Source organism: Shimia marina (genome assembly GCF_001458175.1).
GTDB classification, from domain to species: domain Bacteria; phylum Pseudomonadota; class Alphaproteobacteria; order Rhodobacterales; family Rhodobacteraceae; genus Shimia; species Shimia marina.
On sequence record NZ_CYPW01000040.1, the window covers coordinates 284,783 to 305,886 of the forward strand.

The window sequence follows — 21,104 nt, forward strand, 5'->3', positions numbered from 1 at the left end:
TCACGCGGTTGGCAGGGCACCAATGCCGCGCAAGATGATGGTTTTGATGTTGTTTTTGGCGGCTTCCCATTGCGCATCGGAGAGGGGGGCGCTGCCGTTTAGGGTCTCAATCTGATGGCCAAAATCGGCGTAATGCTGGGTGGTTGCCCAGAGCATATACAGCAGATGGCGCGGGTCGATGGGGGCCATGCGGCCCTCGGAAATCCAGCGTTCGATGACGGTGATGCGCCCGTTGGTCCAATCGGTGAGCGTGGTCTCCAGATAGTCCTGAATGACCGGAGCGCCGTGCATCACTTCACTGGCCCAGACTTTGGACCCGTTTGGATGACGGCGGGAAATTTCCATTTTGGCGTCGATATAGGCACCAATGCCTTCCTCGGGGCCCTCAGCCTGATCAAAAACATCGGCGGCCTGAAGCCAGATTTCGAAGATGTTCTGAACCACCTGCCGATAGAGTAACTCTTTGGTGGGAAAGTAATAATGCAGGTTGGCCTTGGGCAGACCGGCGACGTCGGCGATCAATTGCATGGTGGCGCCGCCAAAGCCGGCCTCGGCAAAGACTTTTTCTGCTGCTGATAAAATAAGCGCCTCCGCCTCCTGACGGCGCAGTTTCTTGCTGTTTGAGGGGCTGGCTTTGGGCATCAAAGAGACCTTGAGAAATTTCTTGACCGGTTGGTCAGGCTATGTTGCTCTGAAATTGACCATACGGTCAGGATGCCTGCGAAAGCAAGAGCCCCACCAGCAAGGGACCGATCCGCGCGTGAGCGTGGCGTCGCGGCAGCCCCGGCCAGAACAAGGGAGTGTGAGACAATGGCAGCACCGGGTGAGAACCTGAAGGTGAACGGAGATCGGCTGTGGGACAGCCTGATGGAAATGGCCAAGATTGGCCCCGGTATTGCCGGTGGCAACAATCGTCAGACCCTGACTGATGAAGATGCAGAGGGCCGTGCGCTGTTTCAGACCTGGTGTGAGGCTGCGGGCATGACCATGGGCGTGGACACGATGGGCAATATGTTTGCCACCCGTGCCGGTGAGGACCCTGACGCGCTGCCGGTCTATATGGGCAGCCATTTGGACACGCAGCCCACAGGCGGCAAATATGACGGTGTGCTGGGCGTGCTTGGCGGGCTGGAAGTTGTGCGCTCGATGAATGATCTGGGCATCAAGACCAAACACCCGATTGTCGTTACCAACTGGACCAACGAAGAGGGCACACGCTATGCGCCTGCTATGTTGGCTTCTGGCGTATTCACTGGGCGGCATACACAGGATTGGGCCTACGGGCGTGCGGATGCTGAGGGCAAGACATTTGGCGATGAGCTTAAGCGCATCGGCTGGGTGGGCGACGAAGAGGTGGGCGCGCGCAAGATGCATGCGATGTTTGAGCTGCACATCGAGCAGGGGCCTATTCTGGAAGCGGAAGGCAAGGACATTGGGGTTGTCACCCATGGTCAGGGGCTGCGCTGGATTGAGTGCACCGTTACGGGCAAAGAAAGCCACACCGGATCTACGCCGATGCCTATGCGCAAGAATGCGGGCCGGGGTTTGGCGCGTATCACAGAGCTGGTGCATGAGATTGCCATGAAGCATCAGCCCAATGCGGTGGGCGCAATTGGCCATGTGGATGTCTATCCCAACTCACGCAATATCATTCCGGGCAAGGTGGTGTTCACCATAGATTTCCGCAGTCACCTGCAAGAGGTGATTGACGCGATGCTGGCGGAGTTTGCCGAGAAAGCGCCCAAGCTTTGCGAAGAGATCGAAGTTGGGCTGGATTGGGAAATCGTCGGCCAGTTTGATCCGCCCGCCTTTGACGAAGGCTGTGTCAGCGCGGTGCGCAACGCTGCGGAGCGTCTGGGCTATAGCCACATGGATATCGTGTCTGGCGCGGGGCATGACGCCTGCTGGATCAACGATGTGGCCCCTACAGCGATGATCATGTGTCCTTGTGTGGACGGGTTGAGCCACAATGAGGCGGAAGAGATTTCCAAAGAATGGGCCTCGGCCGGCACGGATGTTATGCTGCACGCGGTGCTTGAGACAGCGGAAGTTGTGGAGTGAGCTTGCCATTGGCACCCCCCGTCCCGGGCCTGACCCGGGACCTCTGGCGGTCTCAGGCAGGGCGAGGCTTTGTCGTGGGGCTGGGGCGGTGTTTACGATTTGGTAACCACGATGGCGCGAGGGTTGGAGATGTCCCACTTCGTTTACATCCTGGCCTCCAGACCGGGCGGCGCGCTCTACGTTGGGCGCACAACCGATCTTCGGTTGCGCCTGCAGGCGCATCGGGCGGGGCTGTCGACACACACACACAAATACAACATCAAAACACTGGTCTGGTTCGAAGAACACGAATCCTTCGAACCGTCTCTGCGGCGCGAACGTGCGATCAAACGTTGGCGGCGGGACTGGAAAATCAAACTGATTACAGATGCCAATCCAAATTGGCAGGACATAACGGCGTTTGTTCCGGCGTGATTGCGGGCGAGGCCCCGGATCACGTCCGGGGCGGGGCGCGCATTCAGGGAGTTAAGTTATGACCACAAAGGTTATCAAGAACGGCACCGTAGTGACCGCAGATCTGTCTTATGAGGCGGATGTGTTGATTGAAAACGGGGTGATCATTGAGATTGGCAAAGGCCTTAAAGGCGACGAGGAGCTGGACGCGACCGGCTGTTACGTGATGCCGGGGGGGATTGACCCGCATGTGCATTTGGAAATGCCGTTTATGGGCACATACTCCAGCGATGATTTTGAGAGCGGCACACGCGCGGGTCTTGCAGGGGGCACCACCATGGTGGTGGACTTCTGTCTGCCCAATCAGGGCGAGAGCCTGATGGATGCGATCAAGCGTTGGGACAATAAATCCACACGAGCGAACTGTGACTATTCTTTCCACATGGCGGTGACCTGGTGGGGGGAGCAGGTTTTCAACGATATGAAGACCGTGATTGAGCAGCGCGGCATCAACACATTCAAGCATTTCCTCGCCTATAAAGGCGCGTTGATGGTGAATGACGATGAGCTGTTTGCCTCTTTCAACCGTCTTGCGGAGCTGGGCGGGATTGCCATGGTGCACGCCGAAAACGGCGATGTGGTGGCGGAGATGACCGCCAAACTGCTGGCGGAGGGCAATGTGGGGCCGGAAGGCCATGCCTATTCGCGCCCGACGCAGGTGGAAGGCGAAGCCACCAACCGCGCGATCATGATTGCCGATATGGCCGGTGTGCCGCTCTATGTGGTGCACACCTCCTGTGAGGAGGCCCATGAGGCGATCCGGCGTGCGCGTATGCAGGGCAAGCGGGTTTGGGGCGAGCCGCTCATTCAGCATCTGACGCTGGATGAGAGCGAGTATTTCAACCCGGATTGGGATCATGCGGCGCGCCGGGTGATGTCGCCGCCGTTTCGCAACAAGAAACATCAGGACAGCCTCTGGGCCGGTCTGCAATCGGGCAGCCTGAGTGTGGTTGCCACCGACCACTGCGCCTTTACCACCGAGCAGAAACGCTATGGCGTGGGCGATTTTTCCAAGATCCCCAATGGCACCGGCGGGCTTGAGGACCGGATGCCGATGCTCTGGACGCACGGGGTGGAGACCGGCCGTCTGACCCCCAATGAGTTTGTCGCGGTGACCTCCACCAATATTGCCAAGATCCTGAACTGCTATCCCAAGAAAGGCGCGGTTCTGGTGGGGGCGGATGCGGATCTTGTGGTCTGGGATCCTAAGAAGACCAAGACGATTTCCGCAGGCAGCCAGCAGAGCGCAATTGATTACAACGTCTTTGAAGGCCAGGAGGTCAAAGGCCTGCCGCGCTTTACCCTGACACGGGGCCATGTGGCGGTGCATGATGGAGAGATCCGCACGCAGGAAGGCCACGGCAAATTTGTGGCACGCGAAGCCAATACGACGGTCAACAAGGCGCTGAGCACCTGGAAAGAGCTGAGCGCGCCGCAGCCTGTGCAGCGGACGGGCATTCCGGCCACGGGTGTGTGATGCGCTTAAGCGGGCACCAGATCCTCAAGCTCGGGCAGGAGGCGCACGCTTTCCTGTTCGTGCGGGTCGGTGCGGGCTATCACGGCAACCGCTTCAACCTCGCCGGTATTGACCGGCAGGTGGGGGACGCCCGCTGGAATATAGACCAGATCGCCCGCAACGGTTTCCATATGGTGCTCAAGCTTTTCGCCCCAGTACATCGCGGCAGAGCCTTCCATCACATAGATCGCCGTTTCATGGCTTTCATGCAGATGGGCTTTGGCGCGACCGCCGGGCGGGATGCGCAGCAGGTGCATGCAGATGCCCTGAGCACCGGTGGTTTCGCGGGCAATGCCCTCAAAATAGCTGAACCCCTGTTTGCCGGCATAGGTGCCGCCGGGGCGCAGTTTTTGGCATTTGGGGGGCATAGACGACGTCATGAGGGCGTGCTCCTGAAAAAGGCAATAATGATATGACTATGACAGAGGGGGAGAGCGGTGTGTCAACCGTGATCAGAGCAAAAAACCTGAGCCTGACCTTTGAGACCAATGATGGTCCTGTGCATGCGCTTAAGGATGTGAACCTTGATATCAACAAGGGGGATTTTGTTTCTTTCATTGGGCCGTCAGGCTGTGGCAAGACCACCTTTCTGCGCTGTATGGCCGATCTGGAGCAGCCCACGGCCGGGGAGATCACCGTCAATGGGGTAAGCCCGGAGGAGGCGCGTAAGGCGCGGGCTTATGGCTATGTGTTCCAGCATGCGGGGCTTTACCCGTGGCGCACCATTGGCGGCAACATTCGCCTGCCGCTGGAGATCATGGGGATTTCCAAGGCAGAGCAGGATGCGGCGGTCAAAGAAGTGCTGGAGCTGGTGCATCTGGAGGGCTTTGAGAAGAAATTCCCCTGGCAGCTTTCCGGCGGGATGCAACAGCGGGCCAGCATTGCACGCGCGCTGGCGTTTCATGCCGATATTCTCTTGATGGATGAGCCATTTGGGGCGCTTGATGAGATTGTGCGCGATCACCTCAATGAGCAGCTTCTGGAGCTCTGGGCGCGCACCAATAAGACCATTGGCTTTGTGACTCACTCGATTCCAGAGGCGGTGTATCTCTCCACCAAGATTGTGGTGATGAGCCCGCGCCCGGGGAGGATTCACGATGTGATTGAAAGCACCCTGCCAAAAGAGCGGCCTCTGGATATTCGTGACAGCCCTGAATTTATTGAGATTTCCCATCGGGTGCGGGATGGGCTGCGGGCGGGGCATGAAAATGACTGAGTGGCGGGAAACACATGTCCCGGGCTTGGCCCGGGACCTCTGGGCGCACATCGGCATGAGGCCCCGGATCAGGTCCGGGGCGGGAGGTGCTTTATGAACAAAGGTGACATCAGGCGCGCGCAGGTCGCAGATGCGCCTGCGATGGCGCGGATTGTCTCTGACTGGGAGGCGGCTACAGATTGGATGCCGTCGATCTATGGGCCGGAGGAGATTGCCGACATGATCCGTGAGGCGATGCCTGAGCGGGAGATGTGGGTCGCGGGAAACCCAATTGAGGGCTACCTGTCCTTTGATCCGAAGGTGAACCGGGTTGGCGGGCTTTATTGCCGGAAGACGGGCGCGGGGTTGGGTAAGGCTCTGATGGAGAAGGCCAAAGAGGGACGCGACTTTATCTGGCTTCACACGCATGAGGCAAATGAAGCGGCGCAGCGGTTTTACAAACGCGAAGGTTTTGAGGAAGTCAGCCGACACGATGGCGACATTCATAAAGGTCTGCGCGAAGTGCGGATGGAGTGGCGGCGATGAGAAACCTACTCCCGATTTTGACCGTTCTGGCGGCGATTGTGGGCATTTGGTGGCTGGCGGTGGCGCCGATGAATGTGCGCCCGGCGCTGGATATTGCCGAACGGGGCGGTGCGGTTGTGGTGCCGGAAGGCTCTGTGGAACGCCGCGATGTGTCTGTCTTTAAGCTGATGCTTGACAACCCCTCTCTGGTGGCGGCGGGCTATGATCTCAAACGGCCGCGGTTGCCGACACCGGCGCAGGTGGGCGAAGAGCTGTGGAAGACCACGGGTGCGATGGTGGCCAAAGGGCGGGCTTGGTCGAAACGCTCTCTGATCTATCACGCCTGGGTCACGTTGCAGTCGACGCTGTGGGGCTTTGTGTTGGGCACCACCGTCGGTATTCTGGGCGCGGTGGCCATCGTTTACAGCCGTGTGGTGGACATGAGTGTGATGCCCTGGGCGATCATCAGCCAGACCGTGCCGATTGTGGCTTTGGCACCGATGATCATTGTGGTGTCCAATCAGGTGGGCATTGAAGGACGGGGCGTGCCCAAGGCGATCATCTCGGCTTATCTGTGTTTCTTTCCGGTGCTGGTCTCGATGGTCAAAGGTTTGCGCTCCCCGACGGGCGAGCAGCTGGATCTCTTAAAAACCTATAACACCAGTGGGGTGCAGAGTTTTCTGAAGCTTCGCCTGCCCGCCAGCGTGCCTTATCTGTTCACCGCGCTGAAGGTCGGCATCGCCGCTGCGTTGGTGGGTACGATTGTGGGTGAGCTGCCAACAGGGGCGATCAGCGGGCTGGGCGCGCGGATCCTGATCGGGGATCAGTTTGGCACGCCGTTGGCGATCTGGTCGGCGCTGATCTGTGCTGCGGTGCTGGCTGGTCTTCTGGTCACATTGATTGACATCACTCAGCGGGTGACACTGCGCAAGATGGGGTTCCACGGATGATCTGGATTGTTGCAATGCTGGTGTTTTGGGCCGCTGCCTGGCGCACCAATGTGTGGCTGGCGAACTCGGCTTATGCAGGCATGATGGTGGTGCGTATTGCGGTGCCGGTGCTGTTTGGGATCACCATATTGGTGATCTGGGAATGCCTTGTGCGTGGCTTTGGGGTCAGTCAGGTGATCCTGCCACCACCCAGCCAGGTGATGGTGGTGTTTGCCCAATCCACAGACCTTCTGTGGGTGGATTTTGTGCAGACCGTTGTGAAAGGCGCGTTGCGCGGCTTTCTGATGGGGGCGGCGGCGGCCTTTGTGGCGGCGCTTCTGATTGACCGCAGTGCGTTTCTGACCCGCGGCCTGCTGCCGATTGGCAATTTTGTCGCCGCCTTGCCGATTGTCGGCGTGGCCCCAATTCTGGTGAACTGGTTCGGGTTTGACTGGCACTCCAAAGCGGCCGTTGTGGTGGTGATGGTGTTCTTTCCCATTCTGGTGAACACGGTGCAGGGGCTGCGCGCCACGGACGCGATGCAGCGCGATCTGATGCGCACCTATGCGGCGGGCTATTTTCAGACCTTGCTGAAGCTGCGCATCCCTGCGGCGCTGCCTTTCATTTTCAACGGGTTGAAGATTGCCACAACCCTTGCTTTGATCGGGGCCATTGTTGCGGAGTATTTCGGCTCGCCCACGCGCGGGATGGGATTTCGGATCTCGACTGGCGTTGGCAGCCTTTCAATAGATTTGGTCTGGGCGGAGATTTTTGTCTCGGCTCTGGTGGGCAGCGCCTTTTACGGGGTGGTGGCCTGGATCGAAAAACGGGTGACCTTCTGGCACCCATCACAAAGAGGTTGATCAACAACCCAATTGATATTCAACAAGGAGAAACTTGCATGAAACTCTCGACTTCTTCTCTTACGGCGGCGGCCCTTTCCCTGCTGGGGAGTGCGGCGCTGGCTGCGGATGATGTGACCTTGCAGCTGAAATGGGTGACCCAATCCCAGTTCGCGGGCTACTATGTGGCGCTTGAAAACGGGTTTTACTCGGATGAAGACCTGAATGTGACCATTAAGCCGGGTGGCCCCGATATTGCGCCGACACAGGTGCTGGCTGGAGGCGGCGCGGATGTGACCGTTGAGTGGATGCCAGCGGCGCTGGCAGCGCGTGAAAAGGGCCTGCCGATGGTGAACATTGCGCAGCCGTTCAAATCCTCGGGCATGATGCTGACCTGCCGCAAGGATGCGGGTGTGGCGAGTACCGATGATTTTGCCGGTAAGACGCTGGGCGTGTGGTTCTTTGGCAATGAGTTCCCTTTCCTGAGCTGGATGTCGCAGCTGGAGCTGGGCACTGATGGTGGGGACGCCGGTGTTGAGGTGCTCAAGCAGGGTTTCAACGTGGATCCGATCCTGAACGGTCAGGCGGCCTGTGTGTCCACCATGACCTACAATGAATATTGGCAGGTGATTGATGCGGGTCTGACCGCGGATGATCTGACCACGTTCAAATACGAAGATCAGGGTGTGGCGACGCTGGAAGACGGGCTTTATGCGCTGGAAGAAAACCTCGCCGATCCGGCCTTTGAGGACAAGATGGTGCGTTTTGTACGTGCGTCCATGAAGGGCTGGAAGTGGGCCGAAGAGAACCCTGAAGACGCGGCGATGATTGTGCTGGAGTATGATGAGACCGGTGCGCAGACCGAAGAGCATCAGGTGCGTATGATGGGCGAGATTGCCAAGCTGACCGCAGGCTCCAACGGCGCGTTGGATGTGGCGGACTATGAGCGCACGGTGGCAAGCCTGATGTCCGGTGGCTCTGATCCGGTGATCACCGCCACTCCAGAAGGCGCATGGACCCACGCCATCACCGACAAAGCGCTGAAGTAAGCGTTGAGACCTTAGAGACTGAAGAGGCCGGGGGATGCCCCGGCCTTTTACGTTGGAAGGGCTTTCAAACCGTAGAGTGGCATCTTATGTCCGGTTCGCAAGGTGACGATGGAGGCGACCATGAGCGGTAAGAAGCTGACCTGCTTTAAGTGTGGGCAAATCAACCGGGTGCCCTATGACAAGCTGGGCGCGGGCCCCAAATGTGGCACCTGTGGCACTGGATTGATGAGCGGCAAAGTGGCCGAGGTCGATCTGGCCACGTTTGAAAAAGCCGTTCGCAATGATGATGTGCCTTTGGTGGTGGATTTCTGGGCACCTTGGTGTGGCCCCTGTCGTCAGATGGCGCCGCAGTATCAGGCGGCCGCGCAGGATTTCAAAGGGGCGGTGCGGCTGGTGAAGCTCAATACAGAAGCGCACCGCAATGCGGGCAGCAAATACCGTATTCGCGGGATTCCCACGATGGCGGCTTTCACCAATGGCAAAGAGCGGGCCAGACAGTCCGGAGCACTGCCGAAAACAGCGATTGTGAAGTGGATCAAGGCTTCGGTCTGATACCGCCGGAGAGCGGCGGCGCTTTGCCTGCCGTGTGGTGTGTGTCGCAACGTCAGCTTGCTTTTGTCCCGTGGGCTTTGTCGCTATCGTAGGGGCAAAGAGAGGACCTGGCATGAGCGACGAGCAACAACCAGATGGGGAAGCGACCCTGCGTGTGGTGGCAATGCCATCGGATGTGAACATCAATGGCGATATTTTTGGCGGCTGGGTGTTGAGCCAGATGGACATCGCAAGTGGCATCGTGGCGGCACAGCGGGCCAAAGGGCGTGTGACCACTGTGGCAGTGGATGCGATGAAGTTTATCCGCCCTGTGCAGGTGGGCAATATCTTATGTGTGTGGGCCTCTGTCGCGCGGGTTGGGCGCAGCTCGATGGCGATCAAGATCGAAGCCTGGGCCGTGCGCCATCGGCGCGGGGTTTCAGAGAAGGTGACAGAGGCGATTTTCACCTATGTTGCCATTGACGAGGATGGCAACCCGCGCCCGGTACCGCAGGAAGATGCCCCTTGGCCGCAAGTGTAGGTGCAGGAAGTCGCCCCCGGCGTCTTCGGCGGGGCCGCGCAACGGCGTGCGTGCGCCCTGATTGGGATTGCGCAAGGGCTTTGCGGCAGGCTTCATGACAGGAGGATTGTCATGGCAGAGCCATCATTGCCCTTTGGCGGGCGTCAGAAGATATCACGAGACAGCAAAACAAAGCGGGCCGCGCGCGAGGGTTTGGCGCGCAACCTGTTGGTGCTGACCTCGCAGGCCTGGGTGGGAGCTGCTTTGCGCGAGGCGGTTCCTGAGGCATGGCATCATCTAGAACAGGATTTGGATGTCAGTGAGCGCAAAGAGAAAGTGACGCTCTATCTGGATCGCTCCGTGGCGCAGTTCTACCGGGCCATGGGCAAGGGGTATCAGGCGCGGATCAACCGTCTGCTGGCCACATGGGCGCAGATGAAAATTGCCGAAGAGATCCGCCATGAGGCCGATGTTATGACGTGGTTGCGGGAGGCCGAGGAGGATCCATAGAGCGCGCCGCGCCTTGTTTGCGCTGGTGGCGAATGACTGTCGCATCGCCAGTCGCGCGCATATGCAGTCGAGAGGATCAGGCTTGATGGCCGTTAAAGAGGTCGGTCTCATCATGGCTGGGACGCAGCGTGCCCAGGGCCATTGCCAAGGTGAGCGCTACGGCGGGAAAGGCCAGGGAGAAGCTCAAATAGGTTGTGAGCAAGGCCCAGACGGAGGCATCCTGAAACATCATCTGGAAGGCTCCGATGAGAAGCCCGGCCATGCTACCAGCAAAGATCAGAACGAGAGCCATGATGCGCCTTTCCATATGCCTTCTGGCGGGGGGCTGAGGCGGGTGACCTTAGCATACCCCAAATGCGTCAAGATCACTATGGGCTTTGAAATGGGGCAGCAATATGGCGCCTATGCGGCGGGAGCGTGGGTTTGTGCCGAGTTCACGTGGGGTTAACCATGCATATGCCATGCGCCTGAGCGTGCGAGGCATGCAAGCTGTTGCGCGCGGTCAGATGTGTTGCCCGCTATTCTCGGTTCAATAGCCATTGTACCACGGAGGTCAGCCACGCCGCTGTCAGTGCGCCCGTGGCCATCCAGCCAAGGTACCAGAGCTGCCCTGCCAGTTGGTCCTCGGCATAGGAGGCTGCGAATTGTGTCTGGCCGTATTTGGCGGTGGCAAAGGCAAGAATGGTCCCGAGCATTGTGGCGACCGTGAGTGGCATCGGGCGCAGCTTGAGGCCTGCAAGCGTGGCGAGGAACAGGCCGATGAGCGCGCCGATGAGGAGGGTTTTCTGGCTCCACCACGGATGTGCGCCGAGGCTGCGACCTGTGTCCAGAGCGATGAAGAGGGCCATGAGGATGGCGGCGATGAGGGCAGGAAGCAGATGGCGCATGATATGGTCCTCGTGAGTGGTGGTTTAGCGAGGATGGGGGCGCGAGGCGGTGGTTTTAAGAGGTGTTACAGCGCGATGGCGGGGGTGTGATGTTTGTTGCTGGTGGCGAGCTGGGCCGTTAGAGATTTGTTAACCATGTCAGCGCAGGCTTAGGCGATGTCCCGCTACATTCGCCCCAAGGTGCCCGGCGCGACGGTGTTTTTCACCGTCAATCTGGCTGAACGGGGCGATGATTTGTTGGTCCGGCGTATTGATCGGCTTCGAGAGGCGGTGATCAAAACACATGCAGAGCGGCGGTTTTACATCGATGCCTGGGTTGTGATGCCCGATCATATGCACGCCGTCTGGACTTTGCCGCCGGGGGACAGCGACTATGCGCGGCGGTGGCAAATCATCAAGGCGCGGTTTTCACGGGCTGTGCCCAAAGGGGTGCAACGCGATAGTCATGTGGCGCGGCGAGAACGCGCGGTGTGGCAGCGGCGGTTTTGGGAACATCATATTCGGGATCAAGAAAGCTACGCGGCGGCGATACGGTATTGCCATTTGAACCCAGTGAAACATGGGTTTGTTCAGCGTGCTGAGGATTGGCCGTATTCATCGGTGCATCGCGACATAGCAGCAGGGCGATGGCCGTAGGGTGCGCGGTTGCCGCGCACCGGTTTTGCATGCGGTCAGAAAGCGTGGTGCGCAGTGAATGCGCACCCTACGGTCTATTAGCTATCGCTTCCTTTAGATTCTGGAGTTCCCTGGAGCGCGTCAATCAAATCGATTCCGAATACTTGCGTTCCAAAAGCCAAGAGCGCCAGAAGAGCAGATGTTACGAGCGTCGAGACAACACCAACTTTCAGTAAGCTCCAAAACGATCCTGCCTTTTTAATCCCGTGTACTGCATCCGAGACGGAGCCCTTAATTGCCTCTTGTTCAATGCCTGGGCGCTCATCCTCGACAAAGGAATTAGCAAAGCCGATCAAAATGTCTTGTGCATTCATGCGGTATCGTTCACATGAATCCTCAGTTGACGTTGTTTCTGCAAAAGCGGCCTTTTCAGCGTTGTTTGGAGGCCGTTTGTTCTTTTCCTCAAAGTTTGTAGCCCAAGACCGTTTGTGGCGCTTATACAATGCGTAAGCTATGAGCCCTTCTACATCTTCATTGTCTTTGCCCGCCAGTAGGCTAAACATTGGATTCATAAATCAATCCGCTTTCTCGGGGGGATTTAGCTCACGCAAAACTTTAGAAGCAGCTTTAAGCCCCTTTTTGTAAGTTCCACGGTTTACAGAAATCACATGTTGTCCAGTTGATCCATGCTGCGCACGACTTACGAACTTTCCGCTACGTCCGCTACGCTTCACAACGCGAAAAAACACGTCTTGATCACGTTTTATGGCTGTCATTGTTTTTCCTGCTGCTCTTCAGAAAGTTCATATAGTAGAAGCTATCCAAAGTCACTAGTGTAACCAGTTTCAGAAATTATGCTTAATTTTGTGTAATCGTTACATCCGGAGTTGAGCAAAGTTACTTGCAACGTTCTTTCAGTGTAAAGCCCTAATAGTGAGTAGTCTTGTATTTGCTCTCAGGAGTTCATGGCGCTGAGGTGATGGCAGGAACCCACTAGCATTGAGCAAAATGTCGCCGGTGGGTACGGCCTCATGGGGGTGTTTTATTTCGTAGGTTACGCAGCGTTTGTGTGCCGCATCCGCCGTAGGGTGCGCGGTTTCCGCGCACCGTTTGCTCGTTTGGCCGGGTGGCGTGGTGCGCAGTGAATGCGCACCCTACGTTAGCGGGTGAACTTTTTGTGCTTGAGGCGCTTGGGTTCCAGAGCATCCGGGCCCAGACGGCGTTTTTTGTCTTCTTCGTAGTCCTCAAAGTTGCCTTCGAACCATTCCACATGGGCGTCGCCTTCAAAGGCGAGGATGTGGGTACAGATACGGTCGAGGAAGAAGCGGTCGTGGGAGATGACCACGGCGCAGCCGGCGAAATCCACCAGCGCGTCTTCGAGCGCGCGGAGGGTTTCCACGTCCAGATCGTTGGTCGGTTCGTCGAGCAGAAGGACGTTGCCGCCTTCTTTCAAGAGGCGCGCCATGTGGACGCGGTTGCGTTCCCCACCCGACAGCAGGTTCAGTGGTTTCTGCTGGTCGCCGCCCTTGAAGTTGAAGGACGAACAGTAGGCGCGGGAGTTCACTTGCGCATCCCCCAGCTCGATGATCTCGGCGCCGCCGGAGATGGCTTCCCAAACGGTGTCTTTGTCGTTCAGATCATCGCGGGACTGGTCCACATAGCTGAGCTTCACGGTGTCGCCATATTCCACAGTGCCCTGATCGGGCTGTTCCTGACCGGTGAGCATTTTGAAGAGCGTGGATTTACCGGCGCCGTTGGGGCCGATCACGCCGACAATCCCGCCCGGTGGCAGGGAGAATTCGAGGTTTTCGATCAGCTGCTTGTCGCCAAAGTGCTTGGACAGCCCGTTGACCTCGATCACCTTGGAGCCAAGGCGCGGGCCGTTTGGAATGACGATCTGCGCGCGGGTGATTTTCTCGCGCTCAGACTGGCTGGCCAGATCGTTATAGGCGGCGATACGCGCTTTGGATTTGGCCTGACGGGCTTTCTGACCCTGACGCATCCACTCAAGTTCACGCTCAAGCGTTTTCTGCTTGGATTTGTCTTCGCGGGCTTCCTGCTCCAGACGTTTGGCTTTCTGCTCCAGCCATGCGGAGTAGTTGCCCTCATACGGAATCCCGCGGCCGCGGTCGAGTTCGAGGATCCAGCCGGTGATGTCATCGAGGAAGTAGCGGTCGTGAGTGACGCAGAGGATGGTGCCTTTGTAGTCGATCAGGTGCTGTTGCAGCCAGGCGATGGTTTCCGCATCCAGGTGGTTGGTCGGTTCGTCAAGCAGCAGCATGTCGGGCGCTTCCAGCAGCAGTTTGCAGAGCGCGACACGGCGTTTCTCACCACCGGAGAGGTCAGCGATATTGGCGTCATCAGGCGGGCAACGCAGGGCCTCCATGGAGATGTCGACCTGACTGTCCAGATCCCAGAGGTTTTCGCTGTCGATGGCGTCCTGAAGGACGGTCATCTCTTCCATCAGCTCGTCGGTGTAGTTCTCCGCCATTTCGATGGCGATGGCGTTGAACCGATCAACTTTGTCTTTCTTTTCCTTCACGCCGAGCATGACGTTTTCACGCACGGAGAGGCTGTCATCCAGCTGCGGCTCCTGTGGCAGGTAGCCCACGCGCGCGCCTTCTGCGGACCACGCCTCACCGGTGAAGTCTTTGTCCAGACCGGCCATGATCTTCATCAGGGTGGATTTACCAGCGCCGTTGACGCCGACCACACCAATTTTCACGCCCGGAAGGAAGGACAGGTGGATGTTTTCAAAACATTTTTTACCACCGGGGTAGGTCTTGGACACACCCTGCATGTGGTAGACATATTGATAAGATGCCATGGGAGCCGACTCCGTTCGCCAAAATCACGTTAGAGCGTGTGATAGCGGAGGGCGGGGGCGGGGGCAATGGAGGTTGGGAGATAGGACGTGGCAAGTCCTTTGCTGCCGGAGAGCTTATCGGGTATTTTCGCTAAATCCTGTTCGACTATTTAATGGAAGTGACATGGCGACTTGTATCGATTGCAAAAAGAAAATTAACGAAATTAACAATTACAAGGGGCGTTGTGGTAGTTGTCACGCTGCTATGCTGAACCAAGATCTTCCAGAGCATTTGAAACTGAAAAAGCCTGATAGGTTTTCCGCCGATGATTTTGCGGGGCATTTGAGCCGAAAAGGCGGAATGGTTGTGACTACAGAAGCTCAGGTCGATTTTCCTATCGCTGAGCGTTGCGGCATTGTGAGCTCTGAAGTGGTCGTTGGTATGAACGTACTTAAAGACTTTATGACAGGGGTCCGAAATGTCGTTGGTGGGCGGACAGGTAACGTTCAAAAGGTGTTACGGGATATTCGATTGCAGGCAATTGAGGAACTAAAAGACGAGGCTGCAGAGCTTGGAGCAGATGCGGTTATCGCAGTGAGCTTAGACTACAACGAAATTGGTGCCACAGGAAGCACGATGCTAATGTTGGTTGCCCACGGTACCGCAGTAAAGCGGAAGTGAGCAAGGACGAAGGTAGAACATGAAGGTGGCCGAGTTCGATGTGCGCTTCACCTTCTGGGACCTTGCTGAGCAAGGCCCTTTCTGCCAGTGGGGCACTTCCAAAGCTTTGCTTTGGCATAGGAACCATTGACCTTCCCCTCACAAAAGCCCACTAAACCTCGTGCCTTACGGATTGCCATATGTTGCGCGGGGTCAGACGATTGGCCTGTTGGGAGGATCGTTTGATCCGCCTCACGCGGGCCATGTGCATCTGACGCGGGAGGCGATGAAGCGGTTTGGGCTGGATCGGGTCTGGTGGCTGGTGAGCCCCGGCAATCCTCTTAAGGCGCGCGGCCCGGCGGCGTTGGCGCGACGGATGGCGGCGGCGCGGGCGATCATGGATCACCCCCGTGTGCATGTCAGCGATTTTGAGGCGCAGGCTGGCACGCGGTATACGGCAGAGACCCTTGCGCTTTTGCAGAAGAGTTGCCCGCAGGCGCGGTTTGTCTGGCTGATGGGGGCGGATAATCTGGCGCAGTTTCATCGCTGGCGCGACTGGGAGGAAATCATGGCGCGGGTGCCGGTGGGGGTTCTGGCGCGGCCCGGAGACCGGCTTGAGGCGCGTCATGCCAAGGCCGCGCAGGTGTTTCACAAGGCCCGTCTGCACCCCGCTCAGAACCGGCTGCTGAGTCGCAAAGCGGCGCCTGTCTGGGGCTTTGCCAATATGCCCATGCGCGCCATCAGCTCCACTGAGATCAGAAAAAACGGCGCTTGGACAACGAGTTAAGTGTTTTTCGTGGCGCGCAGTGAACGGCGCTGTGGCTGTAAGCAACAATTAACGCAACTTTCCTAGGGTCAGTCTCGCAGGACTGGGCTGTCTTGGGCGCGTGGCGCTTGGGATACGGCCAGCGGTGTTCCGTTTCTGGGCAAGCCGCTGTGGCGTTTCTTGGATGGCCTCCTGACCGAGATGACAACAGCACCTCCACTCAGGTGCCTTATTGGGGGCCGCACTGCGGAACTGGGCGATGGCCTTTATTGTGAACTTTCTGACGCGTCTGCTGGACCGTTTTTTTGGTTTTTCGATCATGGGGCGGCTGCTGCTGCCGATTGTCGGATGTATCGTTGTGTTCTTTGCCAGCTCCACCGTGTGGTGGATGAATCTTCAAACCACCACCTATCAGCACGCGTTTGAAAGCGAGTTGGAGATGGCGCAGACCTTTATGGCGCCTCCGGTGGCGGCGGCTGTCTGGGATTTCAACACCGATGGGGCCAATGGCGCCATTGCGGGCATTGTTGAGATGGAAGACGCGCTGTTTGCCAAAGTGTTCGTGGATGGGGACGCTTTTGCCGAAGTGGTTGTGAAAGGCGATGACGCCACGGCCTGGAACGCGCAGATTGCGGAAATTCTGGCGATGGAAGAGGCCAGCGCGCGGCTGTTTGTCGGGGATGTGGAGTTCATCAAATTCCCGGTCAATCACACCGACGGCACGGTTGTTGGGGAGATGGTGATTGGCTTCGATCTGACCCGTGTGGCGACGGCTGTGAACCAGCTGTATCTGCAGTCCCTGATTGTGGGGGTGGCGATGGTTCTGGTTATGGCCTTCATCGTTTACATCATCGCGGCGAGTGTGACCCGGCCTCTGGGCGGCATCATTGAGCGCATTGATGCGCTGCGTGAAGGGGATACCGCGAGCGAGGTGCCAAGTGATACGCGCAAAGATCAGCTGGGCCGACTGGCACGTGCGGTGACGGAGTTTGTACAGACCATCAAGGCCAATAAGGCACTGGAAGAGCAATCCCAAGAGACTGCACGGGCGCAATCCGAAGTGGTTGGCGAACTGGCAGATGGTCTGAACCAATTGGCACAGGGGCAGTTGAGCCATCGCATAACCACCGCATTCGGGGAGGATTATGAGATGCTGCGGGCTGATTTCAACAAGACCGCAGAGGCGCTTGATGATGTGATTGGCCGGGTGCTTGGTACGATTTCGCAGATCGAGGGTGAGACCGGTTCTATGGCGGAAGGCACGCAGAACCTGGCGAAACGCACCGAAAATCAGGCGGCCACGCTTGAGGAAACCGCCGCCGCGATCAGCCAGATCACCGATAGCGTGCAGAGCGCCTCCGATCAGACCAAATCGGTGGAAAACACCGTGGATGCCACCAAATCCGAGGCGCTGCGCGGCGGGGAAATCGTCAAGAGCGCCGTGGATGCGATGCAGGATATCAAAGACAGCGCAGGCAAGATCAGTGAGATCAACCGCGTGATCGAGGATATTTCCTTCCAGACCAACCTGCTTGCGCTGAACGCTGGCGTGGAAGCCGCGCGTGCGGGGGACAGTGGTCGTGGTTTTGCGGTTGTGGCCTCTGAGGTGCGCTCACTGGCGCTGCGCTCTGCGACCAGCGCCCATGAGATCAAGGAATTGATCGATACCTCCGCCGATCAGGTGGAAGTGGGCGTGGATCTTGTGGATCAGGCCGGTAAGGCGATTGAGGAAATCATCACCAAAATCCAGGACGTAAGCACGCTGGCTGTGCAGATTGCCGAAAGCTCTCGTGATCAGGCAACCGCGATCACCGAGATCAACTCTGGTGTGATGGATCTGGACCGCGTGACACAGCAGAACGCCGCTTTGGTGGATCGCTCCAGCGCGCAGGGGCGTGCGCTTCAGGAGGCCGCCAGCGAGCTGGCGGAACTGGTGGCGGGGTTCCGCCCCTCCACGGCGGTTGAGACGATGACCGAGGATGCTGAGGAGATCAGTTTCCAGCGGTCTGCGTAAAACGGATGTGACCGGGGCGTTTGGGCGCCCCGGTTTTTTTCTGCTCCAGAAGGGAGGTTGTGAGATGCCTGAGAGCTTTGTCTATTGGCCTATTTGTGCGGCGCGTCGGGTGCGGCAGATCGGGGCGGCTCATGAGTAAGCGCATTCAGGTCTTTTGTGCGTTGACGTTTTTGTCGGCGATGGCGCTTGCCGCCACCGGATGGGCAGGTGCCGATATGGGCGCGGCCTTGACACCAAGCGCGCTGTTTCCTCCGCAAGTGGACGCGCAATAGGACAGGGTGACGCCTATGAGCCGGGGTGGGTCTCTAGCCCGCTCTGAGGCTGGGATGTACGTGGGGTTTTGGCGGGTGTGAAGGACATGTGGCCCACAAAGGCTTTGGCATGGGTGCCCGTCTGGGCCGTGCCAGCCCAGTGCGTCAGCGGGGTATCGGCGGCCCAGAGATTGGCAAAAAGAAACCCCGGCACTTTGGGCAGAGGGGCTTCCTCCTCGGTCACCTCAAATAGCAGCGTACCATCCACATACCAGCGCAGGCGGTCGGGCAACCAGTCAAAGGCATAGCTGCGCAGCGTTTGAGCCGCGTCAAAGCCCAGATCCACTTTGCGATCATAGAGTTTGCCATCGACAAACCACGCGATGTTGAGGCGGGTGGTGTCCTGACCGAGAAATTCGATGTCGATTTCATCGTGGCGGGTGCCATAATGCGGGCCGGTGTAGGTGAAAAAACCTGTGACCAATCCGGCGCCTTTGGCCGGGCGGATGCTGGCCTCATAGCGGCCAAAATGGGTGCGCTCCTTGTGACGTAACGAGGCCCCAAGAAAACGGTTTTTGGCGTTGTCTTGCGGCGCGAGTGTCAGGTGCAGCCCTTTGTCGATATGTAGATTGTCGCGCGACCAGTCCGTGTCAAAAAACGGATGGGAAAACCTGTAGTGCGCGATGGCCCAATGTCTGTGCCAGTCTGGTGTAATGGGCTTTTCAAATGTTTCCAGAAGTGTGGGCCGCGGTGCCAGCACGGCACCCGGCTCTGCGGGAGCAGTGGTTGCGAATGCCAAGCAGATAGCCACAAAGAGCCCACAGCGCGCGCTGCGGTTTGCGTGTGATTTTCCCATGTTTCAGGTCCCCACCCGATATCACGGTTAACCTTCTGTTAACCATGATCCAGTGAGAGGATTTAAATTGGGCTGGGGCAAGTGAAAAAGGGTTAAGTGGTTAATGATTGCGCCGAAGAGCCGCCCAGCGAACCGTATGGCGCGCTAGGGGCTGACTTCATCGGGAAACTGGGGGCAGGAGGCTGGAGCAGTTTGCGTCTGAGTTGAAGCGCTTATTCGCGGCCTTTCTCATACGGTCGAACGCGAAAGGCGATCTGATTGGCTCACATACAACGCAAGGTGCTTTAAGGGCAGGTCTTGGCTTCGATTGTGACACGGCGGTTGCGGCGGGAATTTGAGGGGATGTCTGGCAAAGGCAGCGTTTCGCCCAAAGAGCGCACGTCGAGAATGCGGCTCTTATCGGTGAGGCTGATCTTGAGCGCCTCGGCAACAGCCTCTGCGCGTCGGAGCGCAAGCGCCTGATTGGCCTGCGCGCTGCCAATCGTGTCTGAATGCCCGGTCAGCCGCAGGCAGGCTGTGCGCATGGGGGTGCTTTCCAATACGGCGGCCACTGTGGCCAGTTTGACTTTGGCAGTGTCATCCAGCCGGGCCCCACCGGAGGGAAAGAAAATATGACTTTCCTCAATATCATCAGGCAGAGCGCTGGCAGCGGGTGTTTGCGCCGCTGGCACCGGCTCTGAGGTGAGCAGGGGGCAACTTTCCGCTGGAACGCCATAGGCGGCCTGCATCTGGCTACAGATTTCATCAGGAGATAGCGCCCAAGCGCCGGGCGTAGAGAGCAGACCACACAGCCCCAGTGCGATGGGGCGAAAACCAAAAAACCGCATAACAAAACTCCTCACCCTAAAAAGGCTATGGGCGAGGGGTTTATTTTTTCTAAATCGCACTTGGGACCCTTCATCAATTTTCTTTACCATTTGTTGAAGATTGGTTGCCATCATGTTCTGGTATTGTTCGTTTGGTGTTGGTGGTCTGCATGGTTGCAGAAGGTCCTCTGGCGGGGCGGCATGCGTGGATTGACACGCTGCGCCTGTTTGCCGGAATTTCCATGATTGGTCTGCATGTGAGCGCAGATGCGCAGGGGCAGCCCTTCCCGGAGGCGACGCCGGCGGAGCGCGTTGTGCCGATGCTATTGCGCACGGTGCTTTATACCGCCCGCACGGAGCTGTTCCTGATAGTGTCTTTGCTGCTTTTGTTGATGGCACAGGCGCGGCATCTGCGCAGCTATGGCGTAGTGATACGGGATCAGGCGCGGCGCCTGTTGGTGCCCTTCGTGTTCTGGACGGTGTTTTATGCGGGGTTTGGGCTGATCAAGGCGCAGGCGTTTGGCTATGGCGCGGCGCAATTGGACAGGGTGACTTCCGTGCAGGGCTGGCTGGGATTCCTGCTTCTGGGGGATGTAAAATACCATATGCATTTTATCCCAACGCTCTTTGGTCTGGTGCTGATGTATCCGGCCTATCAAAGCGCGCGCAAACAGCCCGTCTGGGGGTTTTTGATTTTGGTTTTTTTGTTTTTAAAGAGCGCCTTGGAGGGTGAACTTTACTCTCTTTTGTGGGGCGGCGATGTGCTGCCATATGTGGTGCGCGCGGTGAAAATTCTGACCTATGCAGGCTATGGGTTTCTGGCGGGCGCTGTTTTGGGACTTTGGGAGCGCAGCACCGCGCAGGTGCGCGCAGAGTGGTTTGCGCCGCTGGCGCTGGTGGCGGTGGCGTTGTTTGCGGTCAAGCTCCTGGCGACGGTGCAGGTTGTGATGCAGGGGCGATGGGATCTGACAGATCCGGCCGCCTATTGGGCGGACTATATGATGCCGGCCGTGCTCTTGCTCCTGTGTTTGAGCCGCGCAGATCGCAGCTGGCCCCGTTGGGGCAGTCGTTTGGCGCGCTACACTTTTGGGCTTTATCTCTGCCATCCGATGTTTCTGGATCTGGCGGAGATTGCCCTGAGCGACAGCGCGCTTTCGCCAACAGCGCTGATGGTTTTGGAACTGCTCTGGACGGTGCCAATGACCGGTTTGGCTGTTTGGGGCTTGGCAGGGTGGCGCGGCACGGCCTGGACGGTGGGGCTTGGGCCGCTGCCCGGCATGGGCCGCCGTCTGAAGCCGCAAGATATCTGAA

Annotated in this window: 25 protein-coding genes; 17 read left to right on the plus strand and 8 right to left on the minus strand. The window is 58.0% G+C overall.

The features are described 5' to 3' along the window. Complete coding sequence (locus tag SHM7688_RS19030) at positions 1-642, minus strand: TetR/AcrR family transcriptional regulator (protein WP_058241516.1); 642 nt, start codon at positions 640-642, stop codon at positions 1-3. A 168-nt stretch (positions 643-810) separates the two neighbouring features. Here SHM7688_RS19030 and SHM7688_RS19035 point away from each other — a divergent pair, with 168 nt between their 5' ends. The 3 genes from SHM7688_RS19035 (at position 811) to hydA (ending at position 3,991) form a co-directional block, all read left to right on the plus strand. Then, complete coding sequence (locus SHM7688_RS19035; protein WP_058241517.1) at positions 811-2,061, plus strand: Zn-dependent hydrolase; 1,251 nt, start codon at positions 811-813, stop codon at positions 2,059-2,061. Positions 2,062-2,190: 129 nt separating this feature from the next. Continuing rightward, the gene (locus tag SHM7688_RS19040; protein ID WP_058241518.1) at positions 2,191-2,475 is read left to right on the plus strand and encodes a GIY-YIG nuclease family protein; all 285 of its coding nucleotides are present in this window, start codon (positions 2,191-2,193) and stop codon (positions 2,473-2,475) included. 58 nt (positions 2,476-2,533) lie between these two features. Beyond that, positions 2,534-3,991, plus strand: coding sequence for a dihydropyrimidinase (hydA, locus tag SHM7688_RS19045; protein WP_058241519.1), 1,458 nt, complete (start codon positions 2,534-2,536; stop codon positions 3,989-3,991). Positions 3,992-3,996: 5 nt separating this feature from the next. On the opposite strand, the gene SHM7688_RS19050 is transcribed toward hydA, so the two are convergent. Beyond that, positions 3,997-4,410, minus strand: coding sequence for a cupin domain-containing protein (locus SHM7688_RS19050; RefSeq protein WP_058241520.1), 414 nt, complete (start codon positions 4,408-4,410; stop codon positions 3,997-3,999). 32 nt (positions 4,411-4,442) lie between these two features. Between SHM7688_RS19050 and SHM7688_RS19055 the strand changes: the two genes are divergently transcribed. The 8 genes from SHM7688_RS19055 to SHM7688_RS19090 all read left to right on the plus strand — a co-directional run bounded on the left by SHM7688_RS19055 (position 4,443) and on the right by SHM7688_RS19090 (position 10,131). Further along, positions 4,443-5,246, plus strand: coding sequence for an ABC transporter ATP-binding protein (locus tag SHM7688_RS19055; protein WP_058241521.1), 804 nt, complete (start codon positions 4,443-4,445; stop codon positions 5,244-5,246). Positions 5,247-5,339: 93 nt separating this feature from the next. Then, the gene (locus tag SHM7688_RS19060; RefSeq protein ID WP_058241522.1) at positions 5,340-5,771 is read left to right on the plus strand and encodes a GNAT family N-acetyltransferase; all 432 of its coding nucleotides are present in this window, start codon (positions 5,340-5,342) and stop codon (positions 5,769-5,771) included. After that, positions 5,768-6,700 (plus strand): ABC transporter permease, encoded by a 933-nt coding sequence (locus SHM7688_RS19065; protein WP_058241523.1) that lies wholly within the window; start codon positions 5,768-5,770, stop codon positions 6,698-6,700. Before SHM7688_RS19060 ends, SHM7688_RS19065 begins: the two co-directional genes overlap by 4 nt. Continuing rightward, positions 6,697-7,542: an ABC transporter permease gene (locus SHM7688_RS19070; RefSeq protein ID WP_058241524.1), complete on the plus strand. Its 846-nt coding sequence runs from the start codon at positions 6,697-6,699 to the stop codon at positions 7,540-7,542. The genes SHM7688_RS19065 and SHM7688_RS19070 overlap by 4 nt, the downstream gene beginning before the upstream one ends. A 38-nt stretch (positions 7,543-7,580) precedes the next feature. Beyond that, positions 7,581-8,570 carry an ABC transporter substrate-binding protein gene (locus tag SHM7688_RS19075; protein ID WP_058241525.1) on the plus strand — a complete coding sequence of 330 codons (990 nt, stop codon included), beginning with the start codon at positions 7,581-7,583 and terminating at the stop codon, positions 8,568-8,570. Between the two features lie 120 nt (positions 8,571-8,690). After that, positions 8,691-9,122 carry a thioredoxin TrxC gene (gene trxC / locus SHM7688_RS19080; protein WP_058241583.1) on the plus strand — a complete coding sequence of 144 codons (432 nt, stop codon included), beginning with the start codon at positions 8,691-8,693 and terminating at the stop codon, positions 9,120-9,122. A 112-nt stretch (positions 9,123-9,234) separates the two neighbouring features. Further along, positions 9,235-9,642 carry an acyl-CoA thioesterase gene (locus tag SHM7688_RS19085; RefSeq protein ID WP_058241526.1) on the plus strand — a complete coding sequence of 136 codons (408 nt, stop codon included), beginning with the start codon at positions 9,235-9,237 and terminating at the stop codon, positions 9,640-9,642. A gap of 111 nt (positions 9,643-9,753) precedes the next feature. After that, on the plus strand, positions 9,754-10,131 hold the full coding sequence (locus tag SHM7688_RS19090) for a BrnA antitoxin family protein (RefSeq protein WP_058241527.1): 378 nt from the start codon (positions 9,754-9,756) through the stop codon (positions 10,129-10,131). Positions 10,132-10,207: 76 nt separating this feature from the next. Here SHM7688_RS19090 and SHM7688_RS19095 read toward each other — a convergent pair whose 3' ends face one another. Both SHM7688_RS19095 and SHM7688_RS19100 read right to left on the minus strand, forming a co-directional pair. Continuing rightward, a complete protein-coding gene (locus tag SHM7688_RS19095; RefSeq protein WP_144432636.1) occupies positions 10,208-10,423 on the minus strand; it encodes a hypothetical protein in 216 nt (71 codons plus the stop codon). A gap of 226 nt (positions 10,424-10,649) precedes the next feature. Next, positions 10,650-11,018, minus strand: coding sequence for a hypothetical protein (locus SHM7688_RS19100; RefSeq protein ID WP_058241529.1), 369 nt, complete (start codon positions 11,016-11,018; stop codon positions 10,650-10,652). Positions 11,019-11,174: 156 nt separating this feature from the next. On the opposite strand from SHM7688_RS19100, the gene SHM7688_RS19105 reads away from it, so the two are divergent. Beyond that, on the plus strand, positions 11,175-11,654 hold the full coding sequence (locus SHM7688_RS19105) for an REP-associated tyrosine transposase (RefSeq protein ID WP_058241530.1): 480 nt from the start codon (positions 11,175-11,177) through the stop codon (positions 11,652-11,654). Between the two features lie 77 nt (positions 11,655-11,731). Here the strand turns inward: SHM7688_RS19105 and SHM7688_RS19110 are convergent, their stop codons facing one another. After that, positions 11,732-12,205 carry a hypothetical protein gene (locus tag SHM7688_RS19110; RefSeq protein ID WP_058241531.1) on the minus strand — a complete coding sequence of 158 codons (474 nt, stop codon included), beginning with the start codon at positions 12,203-12,205 and terminating at the stop codon, positions 11,732-11,734. A 587-nt stretch (positions 12,206-12,792) separates the two neighbouring features. Then, a complete protein-coding gene (gene ettA / locus SHM7688_RS19115; RefSeq protein ID WP_058241532.1) occupies positions 12,793-14,460 on the minus strand; it encodes an energy-dependent translational throttle protein EttA in 1,668 nt (555 codons plus the stop codon). Positions 14,461-14,623: 163 nt separating this feature from the next. Between ettA and SHM7688_RS20120 the strand changes: the two genes are divergently transcribed. The 4 genes from SHM7688_RS20120 (at position 14,624) to SHM7688_RS19810 (ending at position 18,152) form a co-directional block, all read left to right on the plus strand. Further along, entirely contained in the window at positions 14,624-15,121 is a 498-nt protein-coding gene (locus SHM7688_RS20120; RefSeq protein ID WP_223229220.1) for a YbjQ family protein, read from the plus strand. Between the two features lie 160 nt (positions 15,122-15,281). Further along, positions 15,282-15,887 (plus strand): nicotinate-nucleotide adenylyltransferase, encoded by a 606-nt coding sequence (locus SHM7688_RS19125; protein ID WP_058241533.1) that lies wholly within the window; start codon positions 15,282-15,284, stop codon positions 15,885-15,887. 238 nt (positions 15,888-16,125) lie between these two features. After that, positions 16,126-17,880 (plus strand): methyl-accepting chemotaxis protein, encoded by a 1,755-nt coding sequence (locus SHM7688_RS19130; protein WP_058241534.1) that lies wholly within the window; start codon positions 16,126-16,128, stop codon positions 17,878-17,880. 131 nt (positions 17,881-18,011) lie between these two features. Next, positions 18,012-18,152 carry a hypothetical protein gene (locus SHM7688_RS19810; RefSeq protein ID WP_158500715.1) on the plus strand — a complete coding sequence of 47 codons (141 nt, stop codon included), beginning with the start codon at positions 18,012-18,014 and terminating at the stop codon, positions 18,150-18,152. A 13-nt stretch (positions 18,153-18,165) separates the two neighbouring features. On the opposite strand, the gene SHM7688_RS19135 is transcribed toward SHM7688_RS19810, so the two are convergent. Next, complete coding sequence (locus SHM7688_RS19135; protein ID WP_058241535.1) at positions 18,166-18,987, minus strand: family 16 glycosylhydrolase; 822 nt, start codon at positions 18,985-18,987, stop codon at positions 18,166-18,168. Positions 18,988-19,271: 284 nt separating this feature from the next. Next, entirely contained in the window at positions 19,272-19,814 is a 543-nt protein-coding gene (locus SHM7688_RS19140) for an OmpA family protein (protein WP_058241536.1), read from the minus strand. A gap of 149 nt (positions 19,815-19,963) precedes the next feature. Here SHM7688_RS19140 and SHM7688_RS19145 point away from each other — a divergent pair, with 149 nt between their 5' ends. Then, positions 19,964-21,103, plus strand: a complete 1,140-nt coding sequence (locus SHM7688_RS19145; protein WP_144432637.1) for an acyltransferase — start codon at positions 19,964-19,966, stop codon at positions 21,101-21,103. The last annotated feature ends 1 nt before the right edge of the window (position 21,104 follow it).

What these genes read in the sequence shown, in the direction of transcription:
- SHM7688_RS19030 (WP_058241516.1), bottom strand. Translation starts at nt 642, where the DNA reads ATGCCCAAAGCCAGCCCCTCAAACAGCAAGAAACTGCGCCGTCAGGAG.
- SHM7688_RS19050 (WP_058241520.1), bottom strand. Translation starts at nt 4,410, where the DNA reads ATGACGTCGTCTATGCCCCCCAAATGCCAAAAACTGCGCCCCGGCGGC.
- SHM7688_RS19075 (WP_058241525.1), top strand. Translation starts at nt 7,581, where the DNA reads ATGAAACTCTCGACTTCTTCTCTTACGGCGGCGGCCCTTTCCCTGCTG.
- SHM7688_RS19070 (WP_058241524.1), top strand. Translation starts at nt 6,697, where the DNA reads ATGATCTGGATTGTTGCAATGCTGGTGTTTTGGGCCGCTGCCTGGCGC.
- trxC (WP_058241583.1), top strand. Translation starts at nt 8,691, where the DNA reads ATGAGCGGTAAGAAGCTGACCTGCTTTAAGTGTGGGCAAATCAACCGG.
- SHM7688_RS20120 (WP_223229220.1), top strand. Translation starts at nt 14,624, where the DNA reads ATGGCGACTTGTATCGATTGCAAAAAGAAAATTAACGAAATTAACAAT.
- SHM7688_RS19135 (WP_058241535.1), bottom strand. Translation starts at nt 18,987, where the DNA reads ATGGGAAAATCACACGCAAACCGCAGCGCGCGCTGTGGGCTCTTTGTG.
- SHM7688_RS19090 (WP_058241527.1), top strand. Translation starts at nt 9,754, where the DNA reads ATGGCAGAGCCATCATTGCCCTTTGGCGGGCGTCAGAAGATATCACGA.
- SHM7688_RS19065 (WP_058241523.1), top strand. Translation starts at nt 5,768, where the DNA reads ATGAGAAACCTACTCCCGATTTTGACCGTTCTGGCGGCGATTGTGGGC.
- SHM7688_RS19035 (WP_058241517.1), top strand. Translation starts at nt 811, where the DNA reads ATGGCAGCACCGGGTGAGAACCTGAAGGTGAACGGAGATCGGCTGTGG.
- SHM7688_RS19145 (WP_144432637.1), top strand. Translation starts at nt 19,964, where the DNA reads ATGGTTGCAGAAGGTCCTCTGGCGGGGCGGCATGCGTGGATTGACACG.
- hydA (WP_058241519.1), top strand. Translation starts at nt 2,534, where the DNA reads ATGACCACAAAGGTTATCAAGAACGGCACCGTAGTGACCGCAGATCTG.
- SHM7688_RS19040 (WP_058241518.1), top strand. Translation starts at nt 2,191, where the DNA reads ATGTCCCACTTCGTTTACATCCTGGCCTCCAGACCGGGCGGCGCGCTC.
- SHM7688_RS19060 (WP_058241522.1), top strand. Translation starts at nt 5,340, where the DNA reads ATGAACAAAGGTGACATCAGGCGCGCGCAGGTCGCAGATGCGCCTGCG.
- SHM7688_RS19085 (WP_058241526.1), top strand. Translation starts at nt 9,235, where the DNA reads ATGAGCGACGAGCAACAACCAGATGGGGAAGCGACCCTGCGTGTGGTG.
- SHM7688_RS19130 (WP_058241534.1), top strand. Translation starts at nt 16,126, where the DNA reads ATGGCCTTTATTGTGAACTTTCTGACGCGTCTGCTGGACCGTTTTTTT.
- SHM7688_RS19110 (WP_058241531.1), bottom strand. Translation starts at nt 12,205, where the DNA reads ATGAATCCAATGTTTAGCCTACTGGCGGGCAAAGACAATGAAGATGTA.
- SHM7688_RS19810 (WP_158500715.1), top strand. Translation starts at nt 18,012, where the DNA reads ATGAGTAAGCGCATTCAGGTCTTTTGTGCGTTGACGTTTTTGTCGGCG.
- SHM7688_RS19100 (WP_058241529.1), bottom strand. Translation starts at nt 11,018, where the DNA reads ATGCGCCATCTGCTTCCTGCCCTCATCGCCGCCATCCTCATGGCCCTC.
- SHM7688_RS19095 (WP_144432636.1), bottom strand. Translation starts at nt 10,423, where the DNA reads ATGGCTCTCGTTCTGATCTTTGCTGGTAGCATGGCCGGGCTTCTCATC.
- SHM7688_RS19140 (WP_058241536.1), bottom strand. Translation starts at nt 19,814, where the DNA reads ATGCGGTTTTTTGGTTTTCGCCCCATCGCACTGGGGCTGTGTGGTCTG.
- ettA (WP_058241532.1), bottom strand. Translation starts at nt 14,460, where the DNA reads ATGGCATCTTATCAATATGTCTACCACATGCAGGGTGTGTCCAAGACC.
- SHM7688_RS19055 (WP_058241521.1), top strand. Translation starts at nt 4,443, where the DNA reads ATGACTATGACAGAGGGGGAGAGCGGTGTGTCAACCGTGATCAGAGCA.
- SHM7688_RS19105 (WP_058241530.1), top strand. Translation starts at nt 11,175, where the DNA reads ATGTCCCGCTACATTCGCCCCAAGGTGCCCGGCGCGACGGTGTTTTTC.